This window comes from Nonlabens sp. MB-3u-79, from assembly GCF_002831625.1.
Taxonomy (GTDB): Bacteria; Bacteroidota; Bacteroidia; order Flavobacteriales; family Flavobacteriaceae; genus Nonlabens.
Genome location: NZ_CP025116.1, coordinates 2,989,374 through 3,004,276, shown reverse-complemented (window position 1 = coordinate 3,004,276; position 14,903 = coordinate 2,989,374). Strand labels below are relative to the sequence as shown.

The 14,903-nt window shown below is 36.3% G+C and carries 12 protein-coding genes; 7 read left to right on the top strand and 5 right to left on the bottom strand.

Annotated features, from left to right (window positions below):
• The first annotated feature begins 18 nt into the window (after positions 1 to 18).
• The 6 genes from CW736_RS13235 (at position 19) to CW736_RS13210 (ending at position 9,885) form a co-directional block, all read left to right on the top strand.
• Entirely contained in the window at positions 19 to 3,270 is a 3,252-nt protein-coding gene (locus tag CW736_RS13235) for a S41 family peptidase (RefSeq protein ID WP_101014827.1), read from the top strand.
• Positions 3,271 to 3,894: 624 nt separating this feature from the next.
• Positions 3,895 to 6,120, top strand: a complete 2,226-nt coding sequence (locus CW736_RS13230) for a response regulator (protein ID WP_101014826.1) — start codon at positions 3,895 to 3,897, stop codon at positions 6,118 to 6,120.
• A gap of 144 nt (positions 6,121 to 6,264) precedes the next feature.
• The gene (locus tag CW736_RS13225) at positions 6,265 to 7,113 is read left to right on the top strand and encodes a universal stress protein (protein WP_101014825.1); all 849 of its coding nucleotides are present in this window, start codon (positions 6,265 to 6,267) and stop codon (positions 7,111 to 7,113) included.
• A gap of 229 nt (positions 7,114 to 7,342) precedes the next feature.
• A complete protein-coding gene (locus CW736_RS13220; RefSeq protein WP_101014824.1) occupies positions 7,343 to 8,125 on the top strand; it encodes an MlaE family ABC transporter permease in 783 nt (260 codons plus the stop codon).
• A complete protein-coding gene (locus CW736_RS13215) occupies positions 8,122 to 8,874 on the top strand; it encodes an ABC transporter ATP-binding protein (RefSeq protein WP_232735366.1) in 753 nt (250 codons plus the stop codon). Before CW736_RS13220 ends, CW736_RS13215 begins: the two co-directional genes overlap by 4 nt.
• Positions 8,875 to 8,880: 6 nt before the next feature.
• Positions 8,881 to 9,885: an MlaD family protein gene (locus CW736_RS13210; protein WP_101014823.1), complete on the top strand. Its 1,005-nt coding sequence runs from the start codon at positions 8,881 to 8,883 to the stop codon at positions 9,883 to 9,885.
• 199 nt (positions 9,886 to 10,084) lie between these two features.
• On the opposite strand, the gene CW736_RS13205 is transcribed toward CW736_RS13210, so the two are convergent.
• The 5 genes from CW736_RS13205 to CW736_RS14335 all read right to left on the bottom strand — a co-directional run bounded on the left by CW736_RS13205 (position 10,085) and on the right by CW736_RS14335 (position 14,153).
• Positions 10,085 to 10,849, bottom strand: coding sequence for a patatin-like phospholipase family protein (locus CW736_RS13205; protein WP_101014822.1), 765 nt, complete (start codon positions 10,847 to 10,849; stop codon positions 10,085 to 10,087).
• A 133-nt stretch (positions 10,850 to 10,982) separates the two neighbouring features.
• Positions 10,983 to 11,666, bottom strand: coding sequence for an ABC transporter ATP-binding protein (locus CW736_RS13200; RefSeq protein WP_101014821.1), 684 nt, complete (start codon positions 11,664 to 11,666; stop codon positions 10,983 to 10,985).
• A 1-nt stretch (position 11,667) separates the two neighbouring features.
• The gene (locus CW736_RS13195; protein ID WP_101014820.1) at positions 11,668 to 12,930 is read right to left on the bottom strand and encodes an ABC transporter permease; all 1,263 of its coding nucleotides are present in this window, start codon (positions 12,928 to 12,930) and stop codon (positions 11,668 to 11,670) included.
• Positions 12,923 to 14,005, bottom strand: a complete 1,083-nt coding sequence (locus CW736_RS13190) for an efflux RND transporter periplasmic adaptor subunit (protein ID WP_101014819.1) — start codon at positions 14,003 to 14,005, stop codon at positions 12,923 to 12,925. Before CW736_RS13190 ends, CW736_RS13195 begins: the two co-directional genes overlap by 8 nt.
• A gap of 22 nt (positions 14,006 to 14,027) precedes the next feature.
• Positions 14,028 to 14,153 carry a hypothetical protein gene (locus CW736_RS14335; protein ID WP_262493800.1) on the bottom strand — a complete coding sequence of 42 codons (126 nt, stop codon included), beginning with the start codon at positions 14,151 to 14,153 and terminating at the stop codon, positions 14,028 to 14,030.
• 135 nt (positions 14,154 to 14,288) lie between these two features.
• Between CW736_RS14335 and CW736_RS13185 the strand changes: the two genes are divergently transcribed.
• A complete protein-coding gene (locus CW736_RS13185; RefSeq protein ID WP_157810970.1) occupies positions 14,289 to 14,861 on the top strand; it encodes an outer membrane beta-barrel protein in 573 nt (190 codons plus the stop codon).
• Positions 14,862 to 14,903: the final 42 nt, after the last annotated feature.

The window sequence follows — 14,903 nt, the reverse complement described above, 5'->3', positions numbered from 1 at the left end:
TTACCAAAAAAATCACTTATGAAAAGCCTATTGACTTGGTTATTGCTCTTTACAGCAATCTCCTTACAAGCACAGCAAGATGCAGGTTGGTTGCGTCATCAAAGCATATCACCAGACGGTTCTCAAATAGTATTTACCTACAAAGGGGATTTGTACAAAGTAGCAGCAATTGGAGGTGATGCTCAACAGCTTACTTTTCATGAAGCACACGATTACCAAGCCGTATGGAGTAAAGACGGAAAACAAATTGCTTTTGCTTCTAACCGTTACGGAAACTTTGACGTTTATGTCATGAGTGCAAAGGGTGGTGCCGCGACCAGGCTCACTTTTCACTCCAGCGACGAACAACCCTTTACATTTACACATGACGATCAAGGAGTTCTTTTTGGCGCCGTGCGTTTGGATGAGGTCAACCACAGACAATTCCCTACAGGATCACAACCCGAAGTTTATAGCGTTCCAGTTAGTGGAGGGAGGGTAGATCAAGTATTTACGGTTCCAGCAGAGTTTTTAAATGTAAGTAAGGATGGGAAGACCATCTTGTACCACGATAAAAAAGGCGGAGAAAATATATGGCGCAAGCATCATGAATCAAGTATAACCAGAGACATTTGGAAATATGACGTCGCTAATAATACCCATCAAATGATCACTACCTATAAAGGTGAAGATAGAATGCCTATTTTTTCTAATGATGAAAAATCGTTTTATTATTTAAGTGAGCAAAGTGGCACGTTTAACGTTTATAAATCTAATATCGATGGCACTAATACAACTCAACTGACCTCTTTTGACCTGCATCCAGTACGTTTTTTATCTGTTGGAAATGGGACTCTTTGTTTTGGTTTTGATGGGAAACTATATACCATGAAGGAAGGTCAAGAGCCTAAAAAACTACAAGTAAATATTACGACACAACAAATAAGTAATAATGATCAATTTATTTCTGTTGACGGCGGAGTGAATGAAATGGAAGTATCACCAGACGGTAAAGAAATTGCCTTTATTGCTAGAGGAGAAGTATTTGTAACTTCTATTGAGGAGTCCTTTACCAAGAGAATAACCAACACGCCAGAAGCAGAACGTTTTGTGACATGGGGGCCAGATGGGAAGTCAGTGGTCTACAGCAGTGAGCGTGATGGAAAATGGAGTGTTTATAAAACGGAGAAAGTACGTAAAGAAGAGCCTTTCTTTTTTGCCTCTACCCTGATTAAAGAAACCGCTGTGTTAGAAAATGGAAAAGACAACTACCTAGCAAAGTACTCACCAGATGGTAAGAAAATCGCTTTTATAGAAGACAGACGCACCTTGAAAATAAAAGATGTAAAAAGTGGGGAAGAGGTCACTTTGATGACTCCTAAGGACTTGTACCACATGCGAGACGGGGATAAGAATTTTGTATGGAGTCCGGACAGTAAATGGTTGCTTATGGATTGGGGGGTCACTTTGAGTAACAGTGATGTCTTATTACTAGCTGCAGATGGATCTAAGAGAATCAACCTCAATGAAAGTGGTTACTATGATTACAGCCCTAAATGGGTGAATGACGGAAAGCAAATGATCTGGTTTTCTAACCGCGATGGGTTAAAGTCTTATGCCACAAGTGGTTCTTCCCAAAGCGATGTGTATGCTATGTTTTTCACTCAAGATGCTTGGGACGAATTCAACCTGAGTAAAGAGGAATATGCACTTCAAAAGGAAATTAAAAAACTAACCGCAGCCGAAAAGAAAAAAGACAGCCTTAAGAACGAAAAGAAGAAAAGTAAAAAGGATAAAAAGGCAGATAAAGAAAAGGATAAAGATAGCGTCAAAGAACTCCAGTTTGATTGGGCAGACATGAAAGAACGTACCAAACGCTTTACTATACATTCTTCTAGTCTTAGTGATGCCGTTCTTTCTAAGGATGGTAGCAAACTGTATTACTTAACTAGATTTGAAGATAAACTCAACCTGTGGACCACAGATTTGCGTACTAAAGAAACTAAAATGGCCATTGAGCTCAATGCTTCTTCTGGTAGTTTACAGTGGGACAAAGAGATGAAAAATCTATTCCTTTTGAGCAGTGGTAGCATCTCTAAGATTGATGTTGAAAAAAGCAAGAAAGAGCCTGTGAAAATATCTGGCGAGATGGAATACGATGCCATTGCTGAGCGTCAGGCTATGTTTGATCACGTATGGATACGTACTAATGCTATTTTTTATCATCCAGACTTTCACGGTATAGATTGGGACTTAATGAAAAAAGAATACGTTAAACACTTACCTTATGTAGGGAATAGTCATGAATTTACTGAGTTACTTTCTGAAATGTTGGGAGAACTTAATGTCTCTCATGCAGGCGCTGGTGGCGCAAGTATTAGCATGGAAAATAAAGACGCAACTGCATCCTTAGGAATCTTTATGGACTACAATCACAAAACCAACGGTATTAAAATTACCGAGGTGATCAAAGGTGGACCGCTGGATAAAGCTAGTTTTGATGTGAAAGAAGGAATGATCATCGAGAAGATCGATGGTGTGGACATAAGCGCTACTAAAGACATCGCAACATATTTAAATCGTAAATCGGGTAAGTTTACTTTGCTAGAGATACTTGATCCAGCGGCTAAAAAAAGCATCATAATTACTGTAAAGCCTATTAGTCTAGGAGAAGAGCGTGGATTGCTATACAAAAGATGGGTAAAGCAAAACGAGGAAGAGGTTACTAAGAAAAGTAATGGGCAGTTAGGTTATGTTCATATTCCAGGAATGGGAGATGGACCTTACCGAGATGTCTATGAAAAAATGATGGGTAAATTCTACGACCGTAAGGCAATGATTATTGACACACGTTTTAATGGTGGTGGAGATCTTGTTGCAGACTTAGCTATGTTTTTTACAGGTACGCCATTCATTACCTACGCGACAGAAGATAAAGTAGTAGGCGGCGAGCCTACTTCTAGATGGGTAAAACCTACACTGGCGATGATCAATGAAGCACAGTACAGCGATGGACACTGCTTTGCTTGTGGTTATACTGATCTTAAAATAGGTAAAACAGTTGGAATGCCAACTCCAGGGACTTGTAGTTTTGCAGGTTGGGAAGGACTTCCAGATGGTTCTTACTGGGGTGTAGTTCCAATTAGTGCAAAAGATATCAATGGCAAGTGGATGGAAAATAGCCAGACAGAGCCTATGATTAAGGTAAAAAACATGCCTGGACAAATTGATAATGGATCAGATCAACAACTGGATCGGGCGATTATGGAGTTGCTTAAAGATGTAAAGTAATATTAATAATACCGTTTTCCTGCCGGTAGTCGTTGTGCGAAAACGGGACTTTATAAATCACTTTAAAAGGAGTTACTGATCTAGTAACTCCTTTTTTTAATGAAGCTGTTTTTATTTGAAAGCCTCACTAAGCTATTCTTTGTTAAGGCTGTAAATCGATTCCAGATAACGGGTAAGCTTTTAAAGCTAATTGTCAACAAGAGAGGAGTGTGCCATTTTGAAGATAGAAAATGGATCTTTTTATGATATTTATTGGTTTTTCAATACTTTCATTTTATCTTTCCTGAGGTATAATTAATATTGGGTTTAGATGTTTTTAAATCTACCGCTTTCGCGAAAGCGAAACTTTCATAAAAGAGGTAACGCTCCATCCAATGATAACAAGGTAAAAACTTAACAACCAGTGAGTAATGCTGTCAGAATACAAGAAGGACAGGCTGCTTTTGTGGGTTAAGATAAATTTGAAATACACATAAAAACCTGATTATCAAGTATATAATACAGAGTAGGTGAATGCGTGTTAATTTTAAATTAAAAAGACCCGCTGTAAATGATGATAAATTTGAAACATAGAGTATTTTAGTGCGAGCGTAAACAAATCCCAGCATATATTTTAAGGATATTATGGCCCAAAAAATTACAGTCGCACTTTGGTGTATCTTACTTAGCATAAGCCTATCCTTTTCTCAGGAAGCATACCGTCAGTCTTCGTCATATTCTACTAATCCTATTACTTATACCGAGCAACAACTAGACTCGATATCCTATGAATTATTGGATTATTTTAACAAGGGTTACTATAATCAGATTTTGGAAAAAACCCCAGTGCTTATTAAAAATGCCCGAAATATAAGCGCCTACGATTTAGAACGTAGATTTCGTAATATATTGGGGAATTCATTTATAAAATTAGACGACACCGTTAATGCCGAACTCTTTTTTAAGGAAGCACTTAAAGTTGCAAAAGAGCAAAAAGATACGTTAAGTATACTCATTACTTATGTGAATTTAGGAAACACTTATTTTGAGACAGATGCTTATAAAGCAGTGGCTTACCTTAAAAAAGGATTAGCTTATGAGTACCAGAATGATAGACACGATCAAATTAATTTTATTTTACATCATAACCTAGCAGAGTTATATGTAGACCTTCGTAAGCCTCAACTTGCTAGGTACCACTTAAAGCAAATAGAGGGCAAGATAGACATAGAAGTGATGGCAGCTCGCCGCAAAACCTATTTGGGAACTACTAATTTTATAAAAGCAGGTATTCTTTTACTTGAAAATAATCCTAAAGAATCTATTGAAAATATTTTAGAATCATTAAAATATAAAGAGGCTTATGATGAAAATTATCGATTAGGCAACTACAAGAATTTAATGATTGCTTATGAGCGTATGGGGCAATATGAAAAGTTACCAGAAGTTCATAAAGTCTATGATTCCTTAAAAGAGGTCCGGTATGAAAAGGATAAGATCAAACAACAGCAAATTGCAAGAACAGAAGTACAGCTAGACAAAATAGAGCAAGACCTCAGAGCCTCTCAACTAGAAAATGAACTGGTTACTCAAAAAGCCTCTGTAGATCAAATCCTGCTTATTTTCCTTATAGTCGTTGCGGTCCTTTTCCTTTTAGTGATCATACTATTATTTAAGGCAAAAAATAAGAGAGAGCGGTTGTTAAATGGCCTGGTAGCAAAGAATAGTCAATATTTAGAAGCTAAAGAAAAATCTGAAAAATTAGCCAAAAGCAATACGCGTTTTCTATCGACGATAAGCCATGAATTAAGAACTCCATTGTATGGAATCGTAGGTTTGTCAACTTCGTTTTTAAAAAACCCCAAATTGTCTGGATATAAAGATGAATTTAATTCCTTGAAATTTTCGGCAGATTACCTACTCGCTTTAGTAAATGACGTGCTTCATATCAATAAATTCTCCTCTAAAAAGGGGCATGCACTAACGGAAATGCATTTTGACTTGTCGGTACTTTTAGAAAATATCATTCAAACTTTTACATTTTTAAATGAAAAACATAACAATAAAGTTCTCATAGAATTAGACTCGAGTATTCCACCTATTCTTTATGGAGATAAGATGAAAATATCTCAAGTTCTTATGAATTTGATGAGTAATGCCAGTAAGTTTACAGAAGATGGAAAGATTAGTATTAAAATTAATAGCCTAGAACAAACAGGAGAAAAGATACGACTCTTCTTTGAGATTAAGGATTCAGGAAGAGGTATTCACCCTGACGACCAGAAAAGTGTTTTTGAAGAATTTACTCAGGTAAAGGACTCTTATCATCAAGAAATGAATGGCACTGGTTTAGGCTTGCCCATAGTAAATAAAATATTAAGTATTCTAAGTTCTTCTCTTCATATGGATAGTGTTTTTAATCAGGGTACTACTTTTTCATTTATTTTGGATATTCATATAGGAGAAAAAGAGCAACAACTGCAACAAGCCCCATTAATAAACATAGCTTCTTTAGAGAATAAAAAGGTGCTGATAGTAGATGATAATAAAATCAACCAGATAGTAACGCAAAAGATATTGGAGCAATATTTTATGGCGCACCATACCGCTAGTAATGGTAAGGAAGCGGTAGAAATAGTTCAAAAAGAATCATTTGATTTTATACTTATGGATATCAATATGCCTGTAATGAATGGTATTGAGGCAAGTCAGAAGATACGAGAGTTTGATAAAAAGACTCCTATTATAGCCTTAACAGCAACAGACTTTGAAGATCCAGAAAACGAAGTGTACTGCTATGGTGTGAATTCTATTATTGTTAAACCTTATGTAACAGAGCATTTACTACATAGCTTGTTGCAGGAATTATAACATGTTATTTTAAGCAAAAACATCCTAAAAGCTGGCGTTTAATTGCGTCAACGGACTTAAAATTGAGTACTTACAGACATTGATATTTATCATGTTTTTCCTGACTCATTCCTGTTAATTTTAATTCTTTAAAATGAAATCAGGATGAATAACATTTTACTACTTACCGATTTTACTCTGAAATCTGAAAACGCACATGAGTATGCCCTAAAGCTTTTTAAAGGCCAAAAATGTAATTTTCACCTGTTGAGTATTCAAAAATTTTGGGAATATACCATGGATGACCTCATGATAGCAAATCCTAAAGATAATATTTCTTCGGCCTTGCTAGGAGATAATATGGCAAGCCTTAAAGAGGCCAAAGAGCAGCTGATAAAGCAAACTAAAAAAGAAGATTTTAATTTTCATACTATAGTGGATTATGATGTTTTTACAACTGCCATTAATGATGCCGTAGAGAACTACAACATTGATTTGATCGTATGCGGCACCAATGGTAAGAGCGATATTATGGAGTCTATATTTAGTTCGCACACCTTGCGCATTATACACAACACGGAGTGTCCATTGCTGGCGGTTCCAGAAGGCTTTGTGTTTGTAAACCCGAGAAACATTGAGTATTTATTGGATTATGATGATTTATTTGACGAATGTGGAAAAGATCCTTTTTTACAGCTCGTTAAAAAATGTAAATCAATCATACATGTAATGCGTCTTAATTATGGTTTTGTCATTGAATCTATTGATTATAAAAAGGAACAGGAGGACATTATAAAATACTTTCACGGTACCCCAGTGGTTTATGAAATTCATATAGACGAAGAACCCATTGCTGTAATTGAAGAATCTATGCAAAGACTAGCTATTCAAATGCAAGTCCTGTCGGCCCATAAAGAATCTTTTATCGATCGCATATTTTCTAATTCTCATCTGTCAAAAATTGTCAATATGGCAAGGCTACCTATTTTAATATTAAGGACTTGTCATCAGTAATAAGAAGTTACCCCTGCCCAGACATGTTCTTTTTTTTTGCATTCAAACCAAGCTTCTCCTATGCATTGGTCTTTAAATCATGATGCCATATTGCGCAAGACGTATAATGTGTTTGTTCCGCTTTCGCGAAAGCGGAATTCATTGATGACTTGAAGCTTTAAAGAACCTTTACTGATTTATATCATATTCTTCACGTACCCACTGCTTTAAATTTGAAGAGATACAAACAATGGCCTCATCTTTAAACATAGCAGATAAAACTCATAACGTACTTGTCGAAATAGGCGATATGACTTTATTTGTAAAAAGATATTTTAAATCTTTTTTTACGATACCATTTGAATGGAGGGAGTTATTGAGGCAATGCTATGTAGTAGGAAACAAATCATTGCTCTTAGTAGCGGTGACCGGCTTTATTCTAGGTCTGGTTTTCACTTTACAATCCAGACCTACACTAGCACAGTTTGGCGCGGTTTCATGGATGCCATCGATGGTAGGTATCTCTATAGTAAGAGAAATAGGGCCAGTCATTACAGCGCTGGTTTGTGCAGGAAAAATAGCCTCCGGCATGGGAGCAGAGATAGGTTCCATGAGGGTGACAGAACAAATAGACGCCATGGAAGTTTCTGGTACCAACCCCTTTAAATATTTAGTGGTGACTCGTATAACAGCGACAACCTTAATGTTGCCGCTGCTCATCATCTTTGGCGATGCAGTAGCCTTGTTTGGTTCTGCGCTGGTAGAGTATTTAAAAGGAGGTGTTTCTTTTGTATTGTATTTTAATAAAGTTTTTGATGCGATCACATTTAATGATGTGGTACCAGCAACCATAAAGTCGTTTTTCTTTGGTTTTGTAATAGGTTTAGTAGGATGTTATAAGGGTTATTATTGTGAGAAAGGAACTGCAGGAGTGGGAAAAGCATCTAACTCTGCTGTAGTCTATGCCTCTATGATTCTTTTTGTGGTAGACTTTATTGCCGTTTTTATATCAGATATATTTTTTGAAATATGACAGATAGTATGGAACATAGAGAGGTCGTTTTAGCAATAAGCGAGTTGCAAAAATCCTTTGGTACTAATAAAGTACTGGATCATTTTAACCTCCAATTGTTCAAAGGTGAAAACCTCGTTGTCATGGGGAAATCCGGATCTGGAAAATCAGTAATGGTGAAGTGTCTCGTAGGTCTTATGGAAGCAGATAGTGGCCGCATTACCATTAAAAATAAGGACATTACATCTTTAAATCAGGAATCGCTGGATATGTTACGCACAGAAATAGGTTTTCTCTTTCAAGGAAGTGCTTTGTATGATTCTATGACGGTAAGAGAAAATTTAGAATTTCCATTGCGCAAACACAAAAAACGCTTGCACATACATGAAACTACTGAAAAGCTGGTCCAACAGGCATTAAAAAGTGTAGGGCTTTTAAATGCTATAGATCTTATGCCTAATGAGCTGTCTGGAGGAATGAAAAGAAGAGTAGCTCTTGCACGAGCATTAATATTAAACCCTAGTATTATCATTTATGATGAGCCTACTACTGGATTAGATCCTATAACAGCAAAGGAAATAATTGCACTGATGAAGAGTATTCAAGACAGTTATGGCACCTCTGCACTGATCATTACACACGATGTGGATTGTGCTCGAGTGGTTGCAGACCGAGTTATTTTACTGATACAGGGGAAGAATTATATCGAGGGAACCTTTCAAGAACTATTCAGCAGCACAGATCCTCAAGTGCGTGCTTTTTTTAAATAAAGTCCTATGGTAAAAACAGCAAAACAAAAATGGAATCTAGGTGTTTTTGTAGTTATCTCAACTACACTTCTTATTTTGGCACTCTATTTCATAGGTAAGCGGCAGCATTTATTTCAAAATAATATGATTCTTAAAGCAGAGTTCCAAAATGTAAACGGACTCCAAATAGGTAATAACGTGCGCTTTTCTGGTATTGATGTAGGAACGGTTAGCGAAATAATGATGACATCAGATTCTACTATACTAGTAGAAATGCGCATAAAAAAGCAAACCCTGACTTTTATACATAAAAATGCGATTGCTTCTATTGGGTCTGATGGTCTAGTAGGTAATATGATCGTTAATATTGCACCTAAAAAAGGCAATGCTTTACCTGTAATAACTGGCGATACCTTGCAGACCAGCAATAAAATTGCGACTGACGATATGCTTTCTACTTTGAGCGTGACCAATCAAAATGCGGCGCTGCTCACGGAGGATTTACTTAAAATAACATCCCAAATATTAGAAGGAGAAGGAACACTTGCCTTGCTTTTAAATGATCCACAAACCGCAAATGATTTACAAGAATCTGTAGCCCAAATAAAACGCAGCACAGCGCTAGCTTCAAAAAGTTTAAGCGAGATTCAAGAGTTTTCAAAACTATTAAATAAAGAAGGAACTGTTGCCTACACGCTATTTTCAGACTCTATTTCTGGAAATACGGTACAGAATGCGATTAAAAATGTAGAGGTCTCCAGTGAGCAATTAGTTGTTGTGACAGAACAATTGCAAAGCTTCCTGACGGAGGTTGAAAACAGCAAAGGAACGCTTAACTATATCATAAACGATACGCTTCTCCCTAAAGATATTGAGGCCACCGTTCGCGAAATCCAACAAAGTAGTGAGCGTTTAAATCAAAACATGGAAGCTTTACAACATAATATTCTTTTTAGAGGATATTTCAATAAACTTGAGCGAAAAGCTCGAAAGGAGGCTGCAAATAAAGCCGCTATAAAACAAGGTGAATAATGCGCTTTGGAATAAGTAGGATCCTTTTTTTGAGAAATAGGATCAGGCCCAGATAAAAAGGGCTTAATATAAAGTTTCAGAATTTGAATATGATTAAGGAACGCAGAAATTACCACCTATTCCGTGTGCGCTGATCTTTAGAATAGTTATTTGCTACTATAAAAGATAAATCTCAATTTTATACACCTATCTCTACTCCTTAATATTCTAGTTTATTTTTAAAGTGTAGGAGTTGTTGATGAGCTTCTCGATATCCCAGTTCAAATATGTTATTGATGTTACGTATGCTGAATGTGGTATAATGAGACAAGTCTTGCGGACATATCAGAATATCACAGTTATGAAATTTCTTATGTGCTCGATGATGCAGATTTATTTCAAAGGCTCTATTGAGAACTTGATAGGAATGTTCTAAAGATGCTATAGAAATATCAGTCAATGGATTTGCATAAGATCCTATGATATAATCACACGAATCCATTAAATACTCTACTGGAAAATCATCGATCACGCCACCGTCAAAGTAGAAAGTACCATCGATCTCTATGGGCGTGAGAACACCTGGGAAAGCGAATGAGGCGAGGATCGGTTGTATAAGCTCGCCTTGTTGAAAAACTTTTAACTTTCCACTTTTAATTTCGGTGGCTGTAATGGTGAGAGGTATGTTTAATTTTTCAAAAGAATTATCTGGTAGGTAATGTCTCAAATCTTTCTCAAACTTTATAGTGTCTATAAATCCAGGCTTGCCGTAAGCAAACTTACTAATATCAAAAACAGAAGTTTGAGTAAAGAACTCTAAAATATCTTCCCAAGAATGTCCTGCTGCATACAGGGCGCCTACTATAGCTCCAGCACTGGTTCCTGAGATCTGATCTATTTTAATACCCTGTTCATTGATTGCTTTGAGGGTGCCTATATGAGCAATGCCTTTGATACCACCAGAAAGTGCCAATCCTATTTTCATGAGTGACTATTTTAATTATTATAAATTCTATTTCATATTTTAAATAGCGGTTGTAACATCTGTGTTGTATGCGCTATACATTAAGGGAGGCCTATTTTTATAGCAGCAGCAGTCTAGCTTACATATGCAACACTTATGATAAACCATCAATAATACGACCATCACTCATCTCGATAATACGATCTGTTTTATTTGCAAAATCATGGTCATGCGTGACGATGAGTAATGACAACCCGTCATTTAGACTCAGCTCTTTAAAAATATCAAAAACATTTGATGCATTGTGACTGTCTAAATTACCTGTAGGTTCATCCCCCATAATAATTGAAGGTTCATTGATAAGAGCTCTGGCAATAGCTACCCGCTGTTTTTCACCACCAGATATTTGTGAAGCTTTTTTAAGAGCCAGTTTTTCAATCCCTAACATTCTCAGCTTTTCGATTGCTTTAAATTCTATTTCCTCATTGGAAAATTTAGCTAATTTTTTTGCAGGTAACATGACGTTCTCTAGTACGCTAAATTCAGCTAGTAAATAATGAAACTGGAATACAAAACCTATGTGCTCATTTCTAAAACGAGATAAGAACTTTTTATCCTGACCTGTAATTAGGCTGTTGTTAAAATACAAGGCTCCTTTATAGTCGGTATCCATGGTGGAGAGAATATACAATAAGGTAGATTTTCCACAACCAGATTTACCCATGATCGATGTAAATTCTCCTTTTTTGATACCGAAGGAAATGTCTTTAAGAACTTGAAAAGACATGGGTTTTTTAAAATATTTATCGATATTTCGGGCTTCGAGAATGTATTTCATATTATTGGCCTCTTATGATAGATACGGGATCAATATTTCTAGCCTTTCTCGATGGTAATACGCCTGCTAGAAAGGTGGAAAAAAGAGCAAATACGATTCCTATCAAATAAAATACAGGGTTGTTGTTGATAGGATAGGTCGTTATGGTCGGAAGGGCTTCAGTATTAAAAGGGGTCTGGTCAATAAGAAGCGTTAATCCTAGACCTAATAAAAGACCTAGAATACCACCTATAATGCCTATAATTAACGCCTGACTCATAAAAATGTACTGTACATCTATACCAGAGAAACCAGTAGCTTTTAGAATAGCGATGTCATTCATTTTTTCATAAATAAGCATGTTGAGAATGTTGTAAATCCCAAAACCAGCAACGATCAATAAAGTAATGGAGACGGCATAGGTAATTAAATTACGTATGGTAGTACCTGTCTCAAATTGTGCATTTGCGGTATTGATATCAACAGCATTAAGATGGTATTGTGCCGCTATTTCTTGGGCAATTCTAGAAGCTTGTGTGATATCTTTAAGTTTGATGTTTAAATCGGTAATGTAATTTTTAGGTTGCATTAAAATCTGTTGCACTTTGGATATTTTAGTATAGCTTCTACTATCATCTATTTCTGCAATTCCTGTTTGAAATAATCCTACAATTTTTAAAGAAAGCAACTCGTTACTAGGTGTCATGATTTGAATACGGTCACCAACTTTAAGGGCCATCTTCTTTGCAATTCCAGAACCTAGTAAAATACCATTACTGCTATTTATCAAACTCTGAGAAGAGCCATTTAAAATATAATCATCAAGATTAGAAAATTGAGATTCTTTTAATGGATCTATTCCTGTAATTAAGCCACCTATTTCTATGGCTCCAGATTTATAAAAGACTTGGGTTTTAACTTGGGGTAATACACTTAATATGTCTGGATTTTTGTTCAGGTATTGCAGGAGCGGCAAAGCATTTGTAATGCGCAGCTGGTTTTGTTTGGGCTTAATGGAGTGAACGATGTTGAAGCCATTCACCAGTGCATCATCGTAACTTATAGGCTGTCTTTGTGATGGTTCAATCTCATTAAAGACATGTATATGTGGTGTTTGATTAAGAATAAGACTGTCCAACATGCCGTTCAGACCTGTCATAAAACAAACTAATGTGATGTAAGAACCTATCCCAAATGTCACCCCTAACGCGGCCACAGCAGTTTGTTTAAATCTGCTGAGGAGATGTGTTTTTGCAATACTTAATATGACAGACCAATTAATCATCGCTCTTTTTTATAAGTTGTGTTTGTTCGGTAATGCCAGATACTACCTCCATGCTTTCCATGTTTTCCAAGCCGGTTTCTATTTCTACCATTCCGCCTTCTGTGAGGACTTGGTTGTTACCGATTAGGTAGGATTTAGGAATGATCAATACATCCTTTTTTTGTGCGATGATGATGTTGCCTTCACCGGTAAGTCCGGGATATAAAACACTAGGAGGTTCATTAAAAAGGGCTTCTACCAGAAATGTTTGTGTGCGTTCGTCTTTTTTAGGGTAAATTTTTGATACCGTAGCAATAAACAATCTCTCTTTATAAGCGTCTAGTAGCACTCGTACCGACTGTCCCTTTTTTATTTTAACAATGTCTTTTTCGTCCACCAACATTTCTATGATATATTTGTGATTACTTCCTATTAGGGCTATAGGTTCCTGGGTATTTATTAGTTCGCCAGGCTTTTTATAAAACCCATATACCGTACCAGAGATCTCACTAGTAATTTTAAAATCCTGAGCATTTGCTATGGAGTTCTTGTAGTTATTTTGGGCTTGTTTCATTTGAGTTTCTAACTCTATTTGGGTCAAATCAAACTTCTTTTTAAGAGATTCTAAAGCTGTTTTAGAAAGCTCATAGGTCAGTTTTTTATTTTCATAGGTAGCTTTAGAACCTATACTGCTTTCCCACAATCGTTTTTGTCTGTAAAAATTAATAGAGTCGTTGTTGTGTTTAAGCGCAGCGCTTTTAATGTCATTTTTTAATGTTTTTAGAACCGAGATATTCCCGACATATTGCTGTTGTGCGAGTGTAAAGGATAATGCATCATTTGATCTTTGAAGAGTAGAGGAGGTGTTTTTTATTTGTGCAATGGCATCACCTTTTTCTACTTGGTCACCTTCTTGAACAAACTGTGTATCTAAAATTCCTTGTACACTCGAATACACTTTATATAAGCTGTCGGGTTGCAGGGTGGTAGAGGCATAAACCGATTCTGTTATGTTGGTGCGTTCTGGAAATACTTTGGTATTCTCACTAGTACAGCCTAGTAGTAATAAGCAACTGATTAGACAGCTTAATTTCATCTTTTCATTATTCTATTAAAACTCAAATATCAATAAGATCAACCAGCTTAAGAATGATAAATATCACCTCTATAGGCAAGAGTTGTTGTACGCCTGTTTTAGATTCCGCTTTCGCGAAAGCGAGACACACAAATAAATGCCTTAACATACAAAAACTAATGAGGTTTAAGTCTACCTAAAACCATCCACCTGATAAGCAGGTTCCTTTTGAATCATGAGATTAGTCATAGTTCTAAGAGAGCTAAGACAATAATTTTGAAGGGAGTTGTTAAAATATATGGTTATGAAGAAAATTTTATTCCTTTTGATGTTTGTGATAGGGAGCACTTGCCTCTCTCAAGAAGCATGGAGTGTCACTTTTAGACCTTCCCTTCATATTCCCACTGTCAACGTTTTTAATAGACCTTTGCGCATCGGGAATGGACTAGATCTCACTGCGGGATATAGGTGGACCGATCCATTTCAATTATATGCAGGATTTACTTATAATCTTTTTGACAATGAAGAAAATGCTGAAGAACAAATAATGGAGCTGAGACAATTTGGGGTCTTACTAGGTGGCAGGTACTTTTTTAAAATTTCACCTCATCAAAACAATCCTTTTTATTTAAGTGCTGGACTGTTGTTTAGTTCTATAACATCAAAAAGCAACGATGCTTTATTTAACTTCGATACAGATGCATCTGTTGGAAGCCAGTTGGGAATAGGCTGGGAGCTCGAGCTCACTGAAAACTGGTTTTTCTTACCAGAATTGCGTTTTTCCAGCCTATCAAATGATTATATAATTGATGGGGTCTCAGGAACTATAGCATTAAAATACCTGTCCATAACAGCTGCATTGATGCATACCTTTTAAACAGAAAAGTTTTTAGCTCTTGGATCAGTACACTGTCATGAA